Source organism: Paenibacillus selenitireducens, assembly GCF_002021565.1.
GTDB classification, from domain to species: domain Bacteria; phylum Bacillota; class Bacilli; order Paenibacillales; family Paenibacillaceae; genus Paenibacillus_K; species Paenibacillus_K selenitireducens.
The window spans coordinates 720,019-740,629 of sequence record NZ_MSZX01000002.1; the positions used below are offsets into that span (position 1 = coordinate 720,019).

The window sequence follows — 20,611 nt, forward strand, 5'->3', positions numbered from 1 at the left end:
TTTATGGATGGGAATCCAATTGTGGGGAATCCAAAGCCTGCGACGATTTGAAATAAGCTTTGGCTTCAGAGGAAGTACCCGAATCACTTTTTTCGTATACGGCTTGGTTGGACAGGCGGTTAGACAACTCGTAACGCTCGGGCGATTGTCGTACGGCTCCTGGCGTAAGATCGAATTTCTCCTTGAATACTTTATGGAAATAGGAGTAATTATTGAACCCGCAAATCTCTGAAATGTACTCCAACGTATAGTCGGTGAATTGAATGAGATTTAAGCCATTACGTAGCCGAACCTCTTGAACGTATTGAATCATCGTATACCCGAAGTAATCTTTGAATAGATGGGATGCCCTGGATTCGCTGAGTCCCACGTCCTTCGAGATATCCTCTACGCGGATCGCTTCAAAAGCGTGCTCTTCAATATAATGTTTCATCTCTTTACATAACATGACGGATTTGTTCGAGAAGCGCTGCGTCGTATCCGATTCTACCGATATCTGATCGATCGACAAGCATAACGCGCATAACAGATGTTGAATGAGCAGCGTATTGGGCTCTAGACGGTGTTGTTCCGCACAGAGCTGCTGCCACAAGGAGACAATCCCGGAACTTAACCGAATGCGCAGCTTGGTTTTACGTGCAGACTGCTTCCACCACGCTTCGATCCAGGCCCCTTCGCAGAGTAAGAAATAATCTCCGCTCTCTGCAGGGCCTTTTTTCCCGATTTGCAGCTCATAGGGATCTCCCGGTTGGTACATGAGTAAATCACCAGGCTCAATGACGGTCAGCTTCTGATCAACGAGCGCTTTACACGTGCCATGCATTTGCAAGCGAAAGAGAAAGAAGGGCGGCCGATGATAGAATAAACGGTACGGCTTAGTATGGTATGCATAGGAACAAGCATGCAGTTTTACTTCCATTGTGAACACTTCCTAGCAGAATAGTTGATGTTTATGGCGAGATATCTTATTCAAATAATAGATTAATTTAATTATAATGGATAAGGTTTACCTTTTCATCATGAGATACAGAAACTAGGAGGCATTTTGGGATTGGGTACGCGGATGATCAAATTATTGCGAATAGAGAACTATTCACTTTTTATTATTTCCATGACATTGCTCGGCATTGCAATGTCATTAACAGGACCTTTCTTATCGTTATACTGCACGGAAGTGCTCGGGATGAGTACGGGAGCTTTCGGGCTATTTATGGCTACGTTGTCCCTCTGCGGCGTCATTGTCAATTCCTTGATCGCTTCAAGATCGGATAAAGGAATGGATCGGAAAATCATCATTATGGTAGCCACCATGTCTTATGCCATGGGATATGGATCGTATTTGGTCTTTCACAATTATTACGTGTTATTGGTTGTCGTGGCCTTATTCATTGGCATCGGTTCGCCTGCTATGTCGCAAATTTTTGCATCGGCAAGAGAATCTCTCATTGAAAGTGAGTCACAGGACACGACTTTTGCAAATTCACTATTACGTTCCTTATTTTCGCTTGGGTTCCTCATAGGTCCTCTCGTAGGAACGGTTCTTTTGACGAATGTGGGGTACAAGGGGGTATTCAGTGGTACGTCGATCATCTTTTTGATCATTACGGTATCTGTTTTTCTATTCTTGAAACCCATGCCGAAGAAGATTGGAGCGATGTCGATCTCACAGGACAAATCTCCTTTGCGGCAAAAACAAGTGTTAGTTCCGTTCATCGCGTTGATTATTTTGTTCATATGTCATAGCACGAATTATATCAACACGGCGTTGTTCATTGTGCATACGCTAAATGGAACGAAGGCAGACGTAGGAATTGTCACAAGTTTGTGCGCCGGATTAGAAGTTCCGATTATGATTGGATTGGGATTGTTATCCGCTCGCGTGTCGAGTCGCAGCTTGATGATCTCGGGCTGTCTGGTGGGGCTGTCGTATTACGCCGTCATGCTTGTGTCAACGCAGGTATGGCAGATCGTTGCCGCGCAGCTGCTGCAAGCGACATTCGTCGCGATCCTGATGAGTATCGGGCTTAGTTATTTCCAAGAGTTGATGCCCCATATGGCAGGGACGGCGACAACGATGTTCTCGAATGCAACGATTATTGGCAATCTGGTCGGCAACATCAGCGGGGGATTCTTCGCACAGGTCGCAGGGTACCGGAATGTGTACCTGATGTGTTTGATGCTAGGCGCAGCGGCGCTATTCTTATTCACGCGGACGAAAGCACAAACCGTGAATGAAGGCGTAACGGTTGCCCATTCATGAATGAAAAGCCATGCTAGATATTCTAGCATGGCTTTTGTTTGTCGGGGATGACGATGATATACACCCGTATGATGTAGCCCTTCTTAGAATCGGCGACGCAAGGCAAAGGGCAGCGTTCAAACCTCGTGGTTTGAACTTCTGCCCTTTTTTTGTGCGATTGAATTCGAATTTACGGTCCCGGTTAACGACGGAGTTGCTGCGGAGAACGATGTTGGGGCTGGTGTTGCTGATGCCGATGGACATGGGCTTGTTGGTTATCGTCGCTTTGCGGTTGGTTTGCGGGTTCTTGGGATGCTATTTGCACGGGTTGTTGCGTGTTTTGCTGTTCGCGCGGTTGGATATTATTGCAGTTGATCGGAGGTCCGATGACAACGGTTTTGGTAATCGGCGCAAAGGCCTTTTTGACTGTTGCTTCATCTAGACAGTAAGTATGGGCAAGGACGTTCGCTGGCGTCAGTCTGAATATGTCAGAGCCGAAGATCGCTTCCGGCGTCGGAGCATCGAATATCGCAAGCAGATGGGTATTGTCTTCGGTCGCGATTTCATAATGCCACCATCCCTGCGGAACATTTGCGACCTGACGGGGTTTGATCGGGAAGTTCATGAGCAGATTCGTGAACGGGTTGATGAGGGACACGACCGCAGCGCCGGCGATACAATAGACAAGCTCCGAAGCATTCTGGTGAATATGGGGTTCCACGACATTTCCGGTGTTTAGGAATATATCCAATAAGGAAGTGTCTCCCAACGTATTTAGTTGTTCAATCCCTAGTTGATTGATGTAGTTCTGATTATCTTTTTTGTAGAACGATTTATTGTTCAGATCAAAAGTAAATTGCGTGTTAGGAGACGTGTAATCCATGTACGAAACAGCCATTCTTTAATTCCGCCCTTCATTCAAATTAAATAACCAATAGGGTATCCTATGCGTTCGCCTAGGGAAGGGTGAATGTCTAACCTTTTGGTTGATGCACACCGTTAACTGGAAACATGAAGCACGAGTTATTTGAAATCCTATTATTGAAAGTAAAAAAACGCCAGCCCCGGATCATAAGGGTTGGCGTTTATGGCTATATATTTACTTTTCACGATTAAAGAAGAAATTCATGAGGATGTTACATCTTTCTTAACCTTTACCCCTTTGATAGACACAACGACACTCCCAAGCAAGACGAGCGCACCGAACAGATAAGGTAGATTGATGTGCACATCGAATAATATCCCTGCAATGATAGGTCCGAAAATACTGCCAAGACTCATGTAAGCATTGTTCATCCCGGCCACGAGTCCTTGATCCTCTCCGGCTTCTTTTGATAATAATGTATTAATTGTAGGTCGCAAGATGTTACCGAACGTGAAGAATAACATCGTGATGGTCATCACGTAGTAGAAATTGCCGGAAAACAGTAAAAGTATAAGTGTTACTGCAGAAAAGAGCAGCGTGTAATTGATAATCGCTTTCTCGCCAATCTTTCGCGTTAACCAGCCGGTTAACACAATTTGGTTGAACGTAGCGATCAACGAACATACCGTAAATAAGATCGCGATATCTCGAGTCGTGAATCCGTAGCTCTGAACCACGAACAGCGGATAAATCGCTTCGAAGTGAGTAAGACCAAACGTCATCGCAAATATAATCAACAGGAGAATGAAATAACGGGATTTAAACGAAAGTGCGAGCTGACGGAAAATATTTTCCCTTTTATCCTTAGATTGCTGCCGCTTCAAGCGAAGGTCCGAAGACAGGGATTCGGGCAATAATATAATGGTACATACCATCGTTAGAAGACCGAGGCATGCAGATGCATAGAAAGGTGTACGCATACCAAATTCAGCAAGAAAGCCGCCAACACCTGGTCCGATGATGAAACCGGAAGTCATTGATGCACCGAGCCATGACATTCCTTTTCCCCGCTCTTCTTCGGATGTAATATCCGCTAAATAAGCCATGATTGAAGGGACTAGTGCGGCTGAGCCGATACCGCCGATGAAGCGGGATACGAATAATAGCGTCAGATCAGATGCGATGGCTGCTAGTAGATTCGAGAGAGCAAACAAGCTAATCCCGAAGATGATCATCGGCTTGCGCCCGTATTTATCTGATATATCTCCTGCAATAGGCGAGAAAATAAATTGAGTGACTCCAAAGGCAGAAACAAGATATCCAGCGGCCTGTCCACCTGCACCTAATTCATGGAGAAACTCTGGCAAGACTGGGATAATCAGACCCATACCCAGCATAGCTAAAAACATGTTACTTAATAAAAGTGGAAATGAAGATTTATTTGACACGAAATTTACCCCTCTGTGATCGATATGGTGTGGACGAACTGAAAGAAGAGTCTATTGCGCTCAAAATCGTTGATAGTCTCATCTGCTTGCATCTTGTTATAGTATCATAGACATTCATAAACGAAAAATATTTGTAAAGTTTAAATATCATACTTTTATGGTTTGAAAGGCAAGCGCAATTCATGAAATTTGAAAACAAATAGGGTGAGAAGGTGCGAAGTGGCAGCGGAGGGTTGTGCTTATTCACGTAATATGCTCGTGGAACATAACTTACGTCTTGTGGCGCATTTCGTCATAGGTCATGAATATGAAACGAGGTAATTTTGTTGGACAAGTTATAGTGCTTTCGCATACGACACATGTGGAGTGCTGCTCACTGTTAATTTGGAAACGACAAAAAAAGGTGGTTTACGAGGCACCCCAAATCTACGGGAACGCAGCGATAGTCTTCATGTTCATCGTTATATTAGACGATAATCCGGTTCAATCCTTTTCCTGTACTCATACCATAAATGAAAAACAGGGGAGGAAATGAAGGATGGCAAATAACGGTTCGCTTTGCGAGCGGTTCTCCAGGATTATTGGGGGTCAATCCGGCTTTGCTGGCGGAAAATGCGTCTCGACAATCAATCGAAATCAAATAAGGGCAACAATTTTGGGGAAAAGATTTAGAGTAACGTCTTCTTTTTCGTTCGAATCATTAAATGATAGAACTGGCAGAGCGCTTTGTGTAGGTAGAGCGGCATTCTTACAGAAAGAAGTCAATAAATTCATTACAGCCATTCGTAATCAAGGAATAAAAGTTTCGTCTGTCCATAACGAATGGTTATTCGAGCAGCCTCGTTTGATTTATATCAATATTGAAGTGGTTGATAGACCACTCGTTTTTGCAAGAAAAGTGAGACGAGCGTTAGATGTTATTCATAAATGAGAAAAGAGAGGGGCGATTCGTCCCTCTCTTTCATGTACCCGAACATGTATGTTGTCGATATGCTGACCTTACTAATAATAATCTAGAGACCCACACGTCATTGCATCGCTCACGCATTTTATATTGAAATGGGCGGCAAGGTGTTTCCTGTTTCGAGCAAACTTTTTAAGTTGCTCATAATGGCAGGCCATCCATTATTTAATCCCTCAAAGGTATCGTCCTTATCTACAATGTCAGTAGGCACCAGATTTTCATGTTTAAGTGTTAGTTTTACGGTTGAATGATCCATCGGTTTCAGTTCAAAAGTAACTTGTGACGGCTTCTCGCGAGAGGCTTTATCTTCCACATAAGTCCATGTAAAAGAAAGTAAGCGATGCGGCTCACACTTTAGTATTTTTCCGTAATCGGAAACTTGCCCATTCCGCGAAAAGGTAATGTCTGAACCTTCGTACCAATCAGATTGAATTTGGCTTCCGAAGAAGTATTGCTCGGTAAAATCGCTGCTAGTCAACGCTTCCCACAGTTTTTCCGGTGTTGTTGCGATGTAGGTAACATAAACGAAAGTCGTGTCAGTCATCGTTTCTCTCCTCCAGATTTTTTTTCAGATTACGCAAAGCTTTAATGCGATGATGTTCATATTTTCCAATCCAACGATCGTATATCTCTCCGATAGGAGCGACATTCAGGTAATGCAGTTTATTTCGTCCGTGCCATTCAACGACAATTAAATTCGCATCCTTTTGTCTGCATGTCGAATTTGGCTTTTTGGTTATTTTTCCCGTTCGTTTTAGTTTTATAAGGAAGATTTTTTATTGTGAACAGCCGTTTCAGAAAAAATGAAGTGTGGGACAACGAGGGGGATATTGTTGTTATTTTTTGAGGGCGGACAAGCCTCCATAAAACAAGCTATATCTATATCTTTTGAATATAGAGTTCCGTGTTATGATGAAGGAAATTAAAGTATCGAATGGTGCTGACCGAGCGGATTTTCACAAAAAATAAGTTTGCCCGCTTTCACGAACCAATGTTACACTGTAACGCGAACAGAATATCGAATGGACAGGAGTGTTCTGTGTGACTAAGTTTCGCAGATTTTACCGTAATCATCTAAAACGGAAAATGTTCAACAAGATTATTCTCTTGTACTCGGCTGTAATGATGGTACTGTTCGCTACGGCGGCAATTATGATGTATCAGTATCAGATGCAGCGGATCATCCGCGAGCAGACGGATGCCAATATGAAGACGGCCCAGGTACTGAGCCTCTATCTTAATAGGCAGTATATGAATATTCAAAATATGGTTCAGCAAATATATGGGGATGCGACGCTAAGCGATGATCTGGTTTATTTTCTGAATCATCCGTATGAGAATTATTTGGGCTATCGGCTGAATCAATTTACGAAGACCAATGAGCAGCGGCCTCGTTCCTACAGCACCTTGGTCAAAAATTATTTGGAGCAAGAGCCGGGAGCAAGGAGAGTGACAATTTACAGTTATCCGCGAAAATTCAGCATGAATTTTGAAAGGGATAAACAGAATCTCGAGTATGAAAGCGGTTCCAGTGATTCATGGGAAAATTGGTTAATGATGCGACATGCCTATATATGGGATACGGCGAGCAATGCACTAAATACATCTGACTCTGTAAATGACTCTTCATCTCAGATGTACTCGTATTCTCGTGAGCTTCAGGATCCCTGGACCCTGGACAAAATAGGAATGCTAGTTGTGGATTTTGATCCTAAGCAGTTATCTGCCTGGTTAAGCAGTCAGGTTCCGGTTAATCATGGACAGATGCTGGTCATGACTTCGCAGGGCAAAGTGCTGTATGATCCAACGGGTCAATATGTCGGGCAGGTATATCCTTATCGACACGAGCTGAACACTACCGGAAAATGGGTGGAACTGAACGAGCCATCCAAGGTCAATGTTCTGGATATCGGGAATGCGGGTCTTTCCGTTGTTGGCATTGTGTCAAAATCGACGATTGAGGCTAGTATGGTGGGTCTAAGGAACACATTGATTATCGTAACGCTACTGTTTTTTATCACTAGCTTCGTGATAACGTCTACGATGATGAGGAAGTATTCCAATAAAATACGCAGAATCATCGTGTCCATGAGCCGCATCGGAGAAGGGGATTTGTCAACCCGGATTCAGATGACAGGAGAGGATGAGCTGCAGCAAATTTCACAAAGATTCAACGATATGTGCGAACGGCTAGAGCAGTATATTGATAAAATGTATACCTCGGAAATCAAACAGAAGCATGCCGAGCTGGTAGCTTTGCAGTCTCAGATCAATCCTCATTTTCTGTATAATACACTGGAGTCGATCCGAATGAAGGCTTACTCGATGGGGGCTAGAGATGTCGGGAAGATGGTGTACAGCCTCTCCGTTATGTTCAAGAGCATGGTGAAGAAAAATACGATCGTAACGATTGAGGAGGAGATCGAGATGTGCTCCAATTATTTGGATCTGCTCCAAATCCGTTATGAAGGCAGGCTAGAGGTAGAAATTGAGATGGAGCGTTGCATCAGCGGCTGCAGCATTATTAAATTGCTTATTCAGCCGATTGTGGAGAACTATATTGTGCATGGCTTTCGATCCCTCGATGAGGATAATCGGGTGATGATTCGAGCGGCGCGATGTGGTGAACGGGTTGCCATTACGGTTAAGGACAATGGACTCGGAATCCCGGCCGAGAGGTTGAAGGAGATCGACCAGATGTTATCCGCGTCTACGCACCTCATGGAGAAGAGCAACCCGTCGATCGGGATAATTAACGTGCATGACAGAATTCGTATGAATTACGGGGAGGACTATGGTATAACCGTGTTCAGTGAACTTGGGAAGGGTACGGAGGTTCGAATGGAGATACCTATGCTGAAAGAGGGGATACTTTAATGAAAAAGGTATTTTTTGTTGATGATGAACCATTGATTGCTCAAGGTCTAAGCTCTATAACGGATTGGCAGCATTACGGCATTCAAATTACCGGATCTGCGAATGATGGGGAGACCGCGCTTCAGCGGATTAAGGAAGAACCTGTGGATTTGGTGATTACGGACATCATGATGCCGCGAATGAACGGTTTGGAGCTGATTAAAAGGGTTAAGGAGATTCATCCGCGCACACGGTTTATTGTACTAAGCGGTTATGAGGAGTTTGAATATGTTAAAGTGGGGATTACGTTAGGAATCGAGAATTACATATTGAAGCCGATTAATATTGACGAGTTGGAATCGACAATTAGACATATCCGGGGTGACTGGGAACGGGAAAAACTCAATATGTTCCGTTATGAGGAAGATTGGAGAGTACTGCAGAGCAATATTTTACAGCGCTGGGTTCTGGGAGAGATCGAAGTTCAGGAATTCAAGCATCGAGCCGAGCTTCTGGGAATTCCGTTAAATTACAAGTATGTTCAGACGCTGGTGTTCCACATCGTATCCGAGGAGAAGTCGATTTCTCGGTTGCACCGGCCGAATGGACTGAGTGAGGAGTGCGGCGCCATTGCACGTGCGGCTGTTGAGACAGAAGACGAGGTAGAAGTAATCTGTTTCCCTGACGGGGATGAGGATTTGGTCGTTCTCTATGTCTCAGATCATTTAGAGCATCAGGAGGCCGTACTTGAGAACGCCTCTGTTACGGCAGAGAGAATCTCTAAGATGACAGATTTGCCGGTGTGGGCGGTACGCGGCGTGATCAGTAGTGATTTTCAAGGAGTTCAGCATAGTTATAGGCAAGCTAAGATGGTGTTTCAGCGTTACCTTATTACCGGTCAGGATAAGACAGTCTTTATGGAGTCCATATTGCCGGAAGAGGAGGAATCTTCCACCGCAGTCTGGGACCAGGAGGCTTATATCAGGTTGTTGATCGAAGGTAAGCAAGAGGCAGTCGTTGAGTTCATCGAATCGATCCTTCCAGATCTGTTCAAGAGCAGTAGAATTCCTAGAAGCACTTGTCTCAATACAGCGATTGGGCTCATGCTAAGCGCGAAGGATTTGGAGGATCGTCCCGACTACAGTGAGGTTTTTGCTCAACTTGCAAGGATTAATACACTTTGTGGATTGATACAGCATGTCGTGTCGGTTGTACAGCGCAGCATGAATAATAGAGAAGAGACGATTCAGCACGAATACAGCGGGCATGTAGCTGACTTAATAGAGCAGGTGAAGGAGCATTACGCCGAGGAATTATCGCTCAAAACAATAAGTCAGAAGCTGGATATGCATCCGAACTATTTAGGCCAACTGTTTCAGCAGGAGGTCGGCCTCAGCTTCTCTGATTATGTGAACCACTACCGGATTGAGAAAGCCACACAATTGTTAATTCACACGGATCAGAAAACGACGGAGATCGCAGCTGATGTAGGTTATATCGACACCTCCTATTTTTATCGCCAGTTCAAGAAATACGCGGGTGTCTCTCCGACGGAATTAAGGCATATGTATACGAAATAAATCCATTATTTTGGCGAAATTATATACATCAGTATTCCTATTGAGGGCCGTCCGTGATATGCGGGCGGTTCTTATTGTCTTCGTATCTTTAATTTGTACATAGGATTCGAGCATTTTTCAACTTGATGCTGATAGCGCTTTCTTGGGACAATAGAAGAAGTTAAGACAGACATTTTCTATATTCCATCCAAGAGGGCTTTTTAGGCACCTGAGGATGACAGCAGCAAAGGAGGGAGAGAATCATGTCGGCTTTTTTAAAGAAAGTTGTTAGAAACAGAGCATTGCTGATCATGATTTTACCAGGAACAATCTGGTTTCTAGTTTTTGCCTACTTGCCTATGTTCGGGACAGTTCTAGCATTCAAAGATTTCCGGATCAGCCGTGATGGTTTCTTCGCTAGCGTGATGAACAGCGAGTGGGTTGGGTTCAAAAATTTCGAGTATCTGTTTTCGACAAATGACGCTTACATTATTACGAGGAACACAATTCTGTATAACCTAGCCTTTATTTTGCTGGGGCTAGTCATTTCAGTCACTTTCGCAATTCTCTTGAGTGAATTGGTCAACAAGAAGATGGCGAAGGTGTATCAGACCGGGATGTTTCTACCGCACTTTCTGTCCTGGGTTATTATCAGCTACTTTGCTTTTACCTTTCTGAGCATGGATAAGGGAGTATTAAATCAAATTATCACATTCTTCGGCGGGGAAAAGATAAGCTGGTATTCCGAATCGAAGTATTGGCCTTTCATCCTTATCTTTGTAGGGATTTGGAAAGGAGTCGGCTACAACAGTGTCATCTATCTAGCCTCCATTACCGGGATCGATAAATCCTACTATGAAGCCGCGGTGATCGACGGGGCGACCAAGTGGAAGCAAATTCGCTATATTACTATACCTCTGCTTAAACCGTTAATGATTATTTTGACGATCTTGGCCATTGGCGGAATTTTCCGATCAGACTTCGGACTGTTCTATCAGTTGCCAAAGGATTCGGGTGCGCTATACCCAGTGACCAATGTTATCGATACCTTCGTTTATCGTGGTCTTATGAATATGGGTGATGTTGGTATGAGTACTGCGGCCGGTTTATATCAATCACTCGTAGGTTTGGTGCTTATTCTAATTGCCAACTACATCGTCAGAAAACTCGAAAGAGATCATGCGATCTTCTAATTAACGGAGGTGCTATCCATGCCACAGATCAAGACGAAGCCCGCCGGACAACTAGATGCGGGAAGAAGAAAGAAGAAACGCGATCATAATGCTATATCGCCTTTCTGGAATGTCATATTTAATGTTATCATCGGATTGTTTGCTTTCTCTTGCGTCTTTCCGTTTATCTTCGTCATTATCATTTCTTTCACGGATGAACAGACGCTGGCGCTTGAGGGGTTCAGCTTATTTCCTAGTAAATTCAGTACGGATGCTTACGAGTACATATTCAAGACAGGTAGTGAATTGTTTACCTCTTTTGGAGTGACGCTGCTCGTAACCGTAATAGGTACATTGCTCAGTCTGTTTCTTGTTACAACCTACGCCTATGCACTTTCAAGACGAAGCTTTGAATTCCGTGGATTTTTTAGCTTCCTGGCGTTTTTCACGATGTTATTCTCCGGTGGTATGGTACCGAGTTATATCGTAATGACACAGTTCTTGCATTTGCAGAACACGTTATGGGCACTGATCTTGCCGCTATCGATGAGTGCCTTCTTTATCATCGTAATGCGGACGTTCTTCCAAACCACGATTCCGGATGAAATTATAGAATCGGCGAAAATTGATGGAGCCGGCGAGTACCTGACTTTTGCTAGAATCGTATTACCGATCTCTTTACCGGGGATCGCAACGATCGGACTGTTCAGCTCGCTCGGTTATTGGAACGATTGGTTCAATGCTCTGATGTACTATAATAGTCCAAAAGTTACGCCTCCGCTGCAGTATTTGCTCATGCAGATTGAGAAGAATATGGACTTCCTGACCAAAAATGCGCAGAATATCGGCTCTACTGTCGATTTAACAGCGAGTTTGCCTACGGAAACGATACGGATGGCAATGGTCGTACTGGCGACCTTACCTATCGTTATGGCTTATCCGTTCTTCCAGCGGTATTTTGTACAGGGCTTAACAGTAGGCTCAGTCAAAGGTTAAGACTTGGATTCGAGCAAGTGATTTACATGATCAAGTTTGTTACCGCGACAGCATGCAGCTTATGGGGAATTGCCTAAGGCTCGTTGTTAAGCGGTTTCAATAGGCATTTAAATTCTACAATCAGGGGGAAAGAAAATGACGAAGAAGAAATTTTCATTGTTGTCACTCACAATGGTTATGTTGCTGTCCGCTGCACTAACCGGATGCGGAAGCAAGAATGAAACAAGCACATCACCTGCCAAGGAGAAAGATGCCGTCCAAAACGATGGAACTATCGATGTTTCTAAATTGGATCCGGTAACGTTGAAGATGTATATGATTGGACCTAATCAGAAGGATCTGCCTAAGGTACAAGAAGAAATTAATAAATATTTGACTGAGAAGATCAATGCCAAACTCGACATTAATATGATCGACTGGGGTGATTACAGTCAGCGGATGCAGGTTATCACCAGCTCCGGCGAGGATTATGATATCGCGTTTACAAGCTCATGGGCATTTGACTACTTGCCAAATGCGGCTAAAGGCGCATTTATGCCATTGAATGATCTGCTTGAACAGTATGGAAAAGGAATCAAAGAAAAACTCGATCCTCGTTTCCTTGAAGGTACAAAAGTAAAGGGTGTTAACTACGGGATTCCGGCCAATAAAGAATTGGCTCAGCAATTCGTATGGCGCTTCAACAAGAAGTATTTAGATAAATACAATCTAGATATTTCTAATGTAACGACATTAGAGGATCTGGAGCCGTTGCTGAAGACGATAAAAGAGAAGGAACCGGCAGACATCACTCCGTTAGCCGTTCCTAAGAGCTTCAAGCCTTACTTGCCAGTTGATTTCCTGATTGGTGATGAGATTCCGATCGGTATGTTCCTGGATACGAAAGACTTTAAATTCATGAATCTCCTCGAGTCGCCAGAGCTGAAATCTGCATTGAATACAATGCGTAAGTACTATAAGGCTGGTTATGTACGCGAGGATATTGCAACTCTGGATGGAATCGACAACATTAAGACTGGTAAATTCTTAGTCGACCGTGAAATTACGCAACCGTACGCAGAACTTGGCTGGTCAAGAAATGCTGGATATGACATCGTAACGAGACCAATGCAAGATCCTGTCATCTACACGAGCTCTGCTGCCGGTTCAATGATGGCGATCTCCTCGTATTCGAAAAATCCGGAGCGCTCGATGATGTTCCTTAACCTGCTTAACACAGATGTTTATTTGCGCAACTTGATTCAAAGCGGTATTGAAGGCGTGCATTACAAAAAATTGGAGGATCCGTACATTGAAGATCTTCCAGCAATGAAAGATAACTATGCAATGCCTGGCTTTGCGCTCGGAAATATGTTCCTGACTTATCTTCACGAAGGCGAACCGAAGGATAAATGGGATGCGTTTGAGAAATTCAATTCTTCGGCGATCGTAGCTCCGACCTTTGGCTTTAACTTCGATACGGCTCCGGTAAAAACAGAAGTCGCTTCGGTAACGAACGTGGCTAAGGAATTTATCCCGACACTGTACACAGGTTCGGTTGATCCGGACGAATATTTGCCTAAAGCGATCCAAAAATTCAAGGATGCTGGAATCGATAAAGTTATCGCTGAGGCCCAAAAGCAATTTGACGCCTGGAAGGCAGAACAAAAATAATGAGGAAGCAAGAAAGGGAAACGGTTGAGAGATTGACCGTTTCTTTCTTTCTCATCTCGCTTAAATGTATGACATGTAATAGAAAGTAGGAGGTTTAATAATGAAACGTTTAAAACAAAATTATTTGATGAAATCGAAACGGAAACATCAGATTGCAATGATGGCAGGTAGCATGATGCTTGCGGCATCATTATTTGGCTTTAGCGGCCAAGCGAAGGCTGAGCAGCCCCATTCCTCTTATTGGTATCCGAACACACTGATTGAATGGTCTCCGGCAAAGGATAAGGATGCACCGTTTAACCGGGGAACGGTTGAATTGAAGGAAGGACGCTTCCAGGGTGTGAAGACCAATTCGACCTCTAAAGAACAGCCAAAATTGATAGCGCTTTCCTCGATGCATCCAAGTACCAGCGGTGCACCTTCACAAGGTTCCGAAAATTTCCGTTCGTATACGTTCAGCTTCTGGCAGTATATCGATAACCTGGTGATGTGGGGTGGATCAGCTGGTGAAGGGCTGATTGTACCGCCGAGCGCCGATGTGATCGATGCAGCCCATAAGAATGGCGTGCCGGTGCTGGGCACTGTTTTTCTGCCGCAGACAGAACATGGAGGAAAGATCGAATGGATGAGGGATCTGCTGCAGCAAAGGAAGGACGGATCCTTCCCTGTTGCAGATAAGTTGATCGAAGTAGCTAATTATTATGGGTTTGACGGTTGGTTCATCAATCAGGAGACCCAGGGGGCTACGCAGGAAGATGCGGCTAAAATGCAGCAGTTCCTGAAATATATGCAGCAAATGAAAGGCTCTAAGATGGAAGTGGTCTGGTATGACTCCATGATCGATGAAGGGAAGATTAAATGGCAAGGAGCTCTGACGGATAAGAATAAGATGTTCTTCCAGGATGGAGCGTCCCGCGTATCCGATCAGATGTTTCTGGATTTCCGCTGGCAGTACAAGGATGAAGTGAACGGTAAGTATGATTACGTTACGCCGTATCTGAATTCCCCGCAAAAAGTGAAAGAGCTTGGCCGCAATCCGTATGATCTGTTTGCCGGCATTGATGTCGAGGCTGAAGGATACGAAAATGAATACAATTGGCCTGTCTTGTTCCCTGAAGGGAAAGAGGCTACGACATCGCTCGGCATCTATCGTCCAGATTGGGCTTATAACAGCTCGAAGACGCAAGAGGAATACATGGAGAAGGAAGAGATTTTCTGGGTAGGCGCCAATAAAAATCCGCTCCATACAGGCCCGTCAGAAGCCGGAAATCCTTATTCCTGGAGAGGTATCGCACATGACATTACAGATAAAAGTGTAGTGGACGGCTCCGAATTTATTACCAATTTCAATACCGGGAACGGCCATCTGTATGCGGTTGACGGCAAAGTGATGCGCGACAAGGATTGGAGCAACCGCAGCCTGCAGGATATTCTCCCGACTTGGCGCTGGATCGTCGAGACGAACGAAGGAGAGACGCCACTAACTCCTGCCTTTGATTTCGGCACGGCTTACAACGGGGGTAGCTCCTTGAAGCTTGAAGGCGATTTGTCTGCAGCCAATCCGACTCATCTGAAGCTGTATAAAACCAATATGCCAGTTGAGGCTACAACTGAATTATCAGTAACCTATCAAGCCAATTCAGAGGCAGGCAAAGTGAAGATCGGTGTCGCCTTCTCGGACGCTCCTGACCAATATACCTTCTTTGAACCGAAGAAATGGACGACGGTCGGGGATAATAATTGGAAGCAAGGCGATGTGCGGTTGAATCAATATAAAGGCCGCACGATCGTTGGATTATCGTTGAAATTTGAGAGCCAGACTGTGATTAAGGATTATAAGGCGAATATCGGTCAACTGTCGGTGACGCAGGTGAATGATCAAGCTAAAACTCCGAAGGCCGTTACAAATCTTAAAGTGACGGATAATGATTTCCGTGACGGAATCTATGGAGATGCAAGATTATCGTGGGATGCTCCTAAGAACGATGAGGACGTACTCTATTATCAGGTTTATCGCGTGAAACCAGACGGTAAATATGAGCTTATGGGTATGACGGGAAATACCGTGTACTATGTACCGGAAATGAGACGGCTTGATAAGGAGCTTGCGACAAAACTGATCGTGATTCCGCTCAATCGCCATTATGAAGCGGGTAAATCGGCCAGTGTGACTTTTGAGTGGCCGGGATATCCGAAGCCTGTGGCCAATTTTGAAGCGGATCAGACCTTAATCGCCCCAGGGGACAGCGTTAAATTTACGGATAAGTCCTCAGAAGTGACGGAGAGCTGGAACTGGAGCTTCCCTGGCGGAGAACCTTCTTCCAGTACAGAACGGAATCCTGTCGTTACTTATCATGAAGAAGGAAATTATGCGGTTACGCTGACAGCAAAGAATAGCGAGGGTGAAGATGTCATTCGCAAGCAAATGATTACGGTAACCAAAGAAGCTGTTGGCGGTGTCTCAGACCTGGCGTTGAAACAGAAGGCGACAGCCTCCAGCTTCGTGAACGAGAAGGAAGCAGCTCCATTTGCCGTCGATGGAGATGACCATACGAAATGGTGTGCCGTTGGTGACGCTCCGCATACACTGACCGTTGATCTGGGAGCAGAACACAAGATTAGTGAATTTGTGATCAAGCATGCTGAAGCTGGCGGGGAAGCAGCCGCCTTTAATTCAAGAGCTTTTAAAATTCAGCTCAGTACGGACGGAGAGCATTGGACTGATGTTGTCGCAGTGAAAGATAACACTGCTGGAGTCAGTAAACATGCGATTGCGTTAACTCCAGCCCGGTATGCAAGGCTGATTGTTGAAAAACCGACTCAAGGCGGAGATACAGCCGCACGGATCTATGGATTTGAGGTAAAGGGATTAAAATAAGGTAAAAAGAGACAGCATCTTTTGCGGCGTGATCGGGAATCCGATTTTAGCAGCAAGGGGGGGCTGTCTCTTATTTTATGCAGACCTCATACATAACAAGATACGTTTCTTCTTTCCAGAAAAAGAACTTGTTAAAATACAATGTCCAAACGTCATATCAGCATGACAAACGAGCTGGCGTGTACTCAAGCCTGAACTTGGCAAATGGAGCTTGTGATCTAACATTTGACAAACTGGCGAATATTGGAGTAGGATGGTAAATGACCCTTAGGTCATTATAAGAACTATAGAGTTCTATGAAGAGGAGATGGGGAGATTGTCAGTACCAAAGCGAAGATCCGGTTCGCTCATTATTCTAATGATTAACATGTTTATCGCCATGGTTGGGATGGGATTGATTATCCCGATATTGCCGAAGTATGTTACAGAGTTTGGTGTAACAGGCCAAGCAATGGGATTTCTCGTAGCGGCATTCGGAGTGACTCAGTTTCTGTTCTCACCTATAGCAGGCGAGCTTTCGGATAAGTACGGGAGGAAATTGCTTATTGTATCCGGGATGGGGCTGTTTATGGTCTCACAGCTGCTGTTCGGAGTTGCTACAGAAATGTGGATGCTTTATTTATCCCGCTTATTGGGTGGCATGTCGGCAGCATTAATGACCCCGCCAATGATGGCGTATGTAGCGGATATTACGACGGAAGAGAAGCGAGGCAAAGGACTTGGGCTGCTTATGGCTTCCATGACGCTCGGAGTTGTCATCGGTCCAGGAATTGGAGGTTTCTTAGCGGATTATGGGATTCGTGTGCCGTTCTATTGTGCGGCTGCATTGGCGGGCATATCTACAATTGTATCGCTGCTGTTCCTACCGGAATCATTGTCGGCAGAAGAACGTGCACGTGCAAGAAGCAGTATGCAGAAGCGCGATAATTTGCTTCGTCAGCTTGTCGCTTCAACGAAGGCGCCTTACTTCATGCTGCTGGTGCTCGTATTCGCCTTGTCGTTTGGATTACAGAACTTCGAAGCGATATTTGGCCTGTATGTCGATGTGAAGCATGGCTTTACACCGAAAGACATTTCACTCATGATTACGCTCGGTGCGCTCATCGGTGTAATATGCCAAGCTGTACTTATTGAACGCTTGCTTCATCGATTCGGTGAGAAGAAAGTGCTGCTCTCCATGTTCATCTTATCAGGAGTTAGCATGATTGCGATGCTGTTCGTGTCAAATTATTTCCTCATATTCGTCGTGAGTATGCTATTCTTCGTAGCAACTTCAATTGTGCGGCCAGCCATTAACACGCTGCTGTCGAAGATGGCCGGGAACGAGCAGGGATTCGTGGCTGGCATGAACAATGCATATATGAGCTTGGGCAACATTATCGGTCCATCCATCGCAGGCATTCTGTTCGACGTCCATATTCAAATTCCTTACGCCTTCGGTGCTGTTATTTTGTTCATTAGTGCAGCAATATTCGCGGTGTCAGGGAAGAAGTCGTCTCATTCGTCATCGGCTCAGCAGGCTAAGCACTCACAGACATCGTAATTTTTGTCTCTATGTAAGTGTCGTGTTCAACTCCATATGTTCTCTACGTGGTTGCAGCTAATAACCGCTTTTGTTATCATGAAAGAAAGTTAAGAGGTTTTCTTATGACGATGAGAACTTATCGGTCATAGTAAGAACCTTGGAGGTCATAGCGTAGGGGGCAGCATTATGGAAGAGCATATGCCAGAGAAGAAGAAGCAAATCATGCTCTCAGCGATGAAATTATTCGCAACGAAGGGTTTCTCGCATACGACGATGCAGGAGGTAGCCTCCTTCTGCAAAATGTCGAAAGGAAGTGTCTATCAGTACTACAGTTCCAAAGATGAGCTGCTGCTGAACATTTTCATGTATCAATCCAAGCTGTTGGAAGATCGTATGCAAATCATGGAACGGGCAGGCGATCTTCATCCACGAGAACGGCTAATACGTAAAATCGAAGTTTATCTTAGCATATGGAACGAACACCCTGAATTTATTAAAATGCAAATGCGGGATAATGCGGATCATGTAAATAAAGATATTCGTGAATTTATGTTTAAGATGAGCAAGGTTAATATCGATATGCTTGTAGGAAGCCTGCGAGATATATACGGACAAGAATTTGAGCCTTATCTTTTGGATGGCGCATCTTTGCTTAGCAGCTTGGTATTCACCTATATGAGTTTTAAGCTATTAGATAACATTCCGATTCAGATAGAGGAGATTAGCAAGTATATCGTCGAAATCATGGATTACACGGCAGAGGGAATGATAAAGCATCGTCCAAGTCCATTGCTGAACGCGCGTATGTTCTCCTTCTTCGAGGGAGATGAAGTAAAGACGAAGCTCGTACATCCTCTTGTCCTCGTGAAGCAAATACGAGAGGCCGTGGAAGGAGCTTCGATCGAGAAGTCGAATAAGCAGGATATACTGGACTCTATCCTTGTGCTTGAAGAGGAATTACTACAAGTGCAGCCTCGCAAAGTCATTCTTTTAGGAATGCTGTCGAATATAAAGGAAGTTGCATCTTGGAGTTCATTGTATGAGCAGCTATGCCACGCTATTGATTCTACATTTAGATATGCACCAGGCACTTTTCGTTGAGCATCCAACGGGAAGTGCTATTTTTTTTCTCATCCTTCGAACGGACCGTGAATAGAGGTTTTTCTCATATCATCGATGTTAAAAATGGGATAGAAGGATGACTGTGTATTGATTTTACTCCTGTATCAAGTGTAAAGTTATGAAACAGTAACATACATTCTATAGATGTACCGAAGGAGGTTACCTAAATGGAACCACGCATGCTCGTGTTCGTTGGATCTTATGCCGAAGCAGATGCTCCCGGCGTATATACGTATTCATTTGATGAGAAGTCTGGGGAGTTGACCAAGCTTGATGAAGTGTCGGGATTGAAAAATCCGACCTATTTAAATGTAGATATGGATCATCAGAAGCTATATGCAATAGCAGAAAATGTAACGGAAGAGGGAACGAAGATCGGGGAGGCCGTCAGTTTCTCGATTGATACAGCCACTGGCAAGCTGAATGTTATGAATCGTGCGAAGACTCTTGATGCTCCGCAATGTCATATTCAGCGGGACAAGCATAGCCGCTATCTGATCGTATCCAGCTATCATGGAGGATGCGTTGGACTTGTCTCACTTGAAGCTGATGGACAAGTTGGAAAACAGCTCGATGTACAGCAGCACCACGGTCACGGGCCGCATCCGAATCAGAATCAACCGCATGTGCATTCGGCATTTTTCAGTCCGGATGAGCGTTACATCTATGTGTCCGATTTGGGCATTGATCGCGTGAAATGCTATACGATTGATTCAGATCGTAATATGCTTGTGCTGCAAGGAGAATCCGCGGTTCCAGCAGGTTCAGGCCCGCGGCATTTGACATTCCATCCGAATGGAAAATTCGCTTATGTTATTAACGAGCTTAGCTCATCCGTGAGCGTCTTCTCTTATCATTCGGCATCGGGTGAGCTTCGCTTGACCGAGACCGTGTCAACATTACCGGATGATTATGATGGCGACAATGGTTGCGCGGAGATTGCAATATCCGCTGATGGACGCTACCTATATGGATCGAACCGCGGACATGACAGCATCGTCGTTTACGAAGTTCATCCAGACTTAGGTACATTGACGGTTATCCAGCATGTCTCGACCGAAGGTCGTCACCCGCGTCATTTCGCACTAACGCCAAGCGGGCAATATTTGCTCGCAGCGAATCGCGACACGAACAACATTGCCGTATTCCGCGTCGATACATCGACAGGGAAGCTGAACTATACCGGACATTCTATTGAAATATCCAAGCCGGTATGTGTCCAGCCTGTGTATTGCAATGCTTAAATCTTTAGAAAACGAATAGTAAACAGAAAAGCAGCCTGTATTGCAACATGAAAAGTGACCCCAATGAGGGTCACTTTTTTCATTTTGGGC

The 20,611-nt window shown here is 44.6% G+C and carries 15 protein-coding genes; 11 read left to right on the forward strand and 4 right to left on the reverse strand.

Features of this window, described 5'->3' with window-relative positions:
* Window position 1: 1 nt before the first annotated feature.
* Window positions 2-919 (reverse strand): AraC family transcriptional regulator, encoded by a 918-nt coding sequence (locus BVG16_RS07495; protein WP_078497900.1) that lies wholly within the window; start codon window positions 917-919, stop codon window positions 2-4.
* Window positions 920-1,051: 132 nt separating this feature from the next.
* Between BVG16_RS07495 and BVG16_RS07500 the strand changes: the two genes are divergently transcribed.
* A complete protein-coding gene (locus tag BVG16_RS07500) occupies window positions 1,052-2,260 on the forward strand; it encodes a sugar efflux transporter (RefSeq protein WP_144027316.1) in 1,209 nt (402 codons plus the stop codon).
* 181 nt (window positions 2,261-2,441) lie between these two features.
* On the opposite strand, the gene BVG16_RS07505 is transcribed toward BVG16_RS07500, so the two are convergent.
* Window positions 2,442-3,137 (reverse strand): cupin domain-containing protein, encoded by a 696-nt coding sequence (locus BVG16_RS07505; RefSeq protein WP_078497901.1) that lies wholly within the window; start codon window positions 3,135-3,137, stop codon window positions 2,442-2,444.
* A gap of 227 nt (window positions 3,138-3,364) precedes the next feature.
* Window positions 3,365-4,552, reverse strand: coding sequence for an MFS transporter (locus tag BVG16_RS07510; RefSeq protein ID WP_198957431.1), 1,188 nt, complete (start codon window positions 4,550-4,552; stop codon window positions 3,365-3,367).
* Window positions 4,553-5,090: 538 nt separating this feature from the next.
* Here BVG16_RS07510 and BVG16_RS07515 point away from each other — a divergent pair.
* Entirely contained in the window at window positions 5,091-5,483 is a 393-nt protein-coding gene (locus tag BVG16_RS07515; RefSeq protein WP_078497902.1) for a DUF1259 domain-containing protein, read from the forward strand.
* A 118-nt stretch (window positions 5,484-5,601) separates the two neighbouring features.
* Here BVG16_RS07515 and BVG16_RS07520 read toward each other — a convergent pair whose 3' ends face one another.
* Window positions 5,602-6,060: an SRPBCC family protein gene (locus BVG16_RS07520; protein WP_078497903.1), complete on the reverse strand. Its 459-nt coding sequence runs from the start codon at window positions 6,058-6,060 to the stop codon at window positions 5,602-5,604.
* Between the two features lie 497 nt (window positions 6,061-6,557).
* Here BVG16_RS07520 and BVG16_RS07525 point away from each other — a divergent pair, with 497 nt between their 5' ends.
* The 9 genes from BVG16_RS07525 to BVG16_RS07565 all read left to right on the forward strand — a co-directional run bounded on the left by BVG16_RS07525 (window position 6,558) and on the right by BVG16_RS07565 (window position 20,521).
* Window positions 6,558-8,393: a sensor histidine kinase gene (locus BVG16_RS07525; RefSeq protein ID WP_233146922.1), complete on the forward strand. Its 1,836-nt coding sequence runs from the start codon at window positions 6,558-6,560 to the stop codon at window positions 8,391-8,393.
* Window positions 8,393-9,952, forward strand: a complete 1,560-nt coding sequence (locus BVG16_RS07530) for a response regulator transcription factor (protein WP_078497904.1) — start codon at window positions 8,393-8,395, stop codon at window positions 9,950-9,952. The genes BVG16_RS07525 and BVG16_RS07530 overlap by 1 nt, the downstream gene beginning before the upstream one ends.
* A 242-nt stretch (window positions 9,953-10,194) precedes the next feature.
* Entirely contained in the window at window positions 10,195-11,124 is a 930-nt protein-coding gene (locus tag BVG16_RS07535; RefSeq protein WP_078497905.1) for an ABC transporter permease, read from the forward strand.
* 18 nt (window positions 11,125-11,142) lie between these two features.
* Window positions 11,143-12,099 carry a carbohydrate ABC transporter permease gene (locus tag BVG16_RS07540; protein WP_078497906.1) on the forward strand — a complete coding sequence of 319 codons (957 nt, stop codon included), beginning with the start codon at window positions 11,143-11,145 and terminating at the stop codon, window positions 12,097-12,099.
* Window positions 12,100-12,234: 135 nt separating this feature from the next.
* The gene (locus tag BVG16_RS07545; protein ID WP_078497907.1) at window positions 12,235-13,752 is read left to right on the forward strand and encodes an ABC transporter substrate-binding protein; all 1,518 of its coding nucleotides are present in this window, start codon (window positions 12,235-12,237) and stop codon (window positions 13,750-13,752) included.
* Between the two features lie 100 nt (window positions 13,753-13,852).
* Window positions 13,853-16,630 carry an endo-beta-N-acetylglucosaminidase gene (locus tag BVG16_RS07550; protein WP_078497908.1) on the forward strand — a complete coding sequence of 926 codons (2,778 nt, stop codon included), beginning with the start codon at window positions 13,853-13,855 and terminating at the stop codon, window positions 16,628-16,630.
* A gap of 316 nt (window positions 16,631-16,946) precedes the next feature.
* Window positions 16,947-18,173, forward strand: a complete 1,227-nt coding sequence (locus tag BVG16_RS07555) for an MFS transporter (RefSeq protein WP_078497909.1) — start codon at window positions 16,947-16,949, stop codon at window positions 18,171-18,173.
* Between the two features lie 168 nt (window positions 18,174-18,341).
* A complete protein-coding gene (locus tag BVG16_RS07560) occupies window positions 18,342-19,256 on the forward strand; it encodes a TetR/AcrR family transcriptional regulator (RefSeq protein WP_078497910.1) in 915 nt (304 codons plus the stop codon).
* A 188-nt stretch (window positions 19,257-19,444) separates the two neighbouring features.
* Entirely contained in the window at window positions 19,445-20,521 is a 1,077-nt protein-coding gene (locus BVG16_RS07565) for a lactonase family protein (RefSeq protein ID WP_078497911.1), read from the forward strand.
* Window positions 20,522-20,611: the final 90 nt, after the last annotated feature.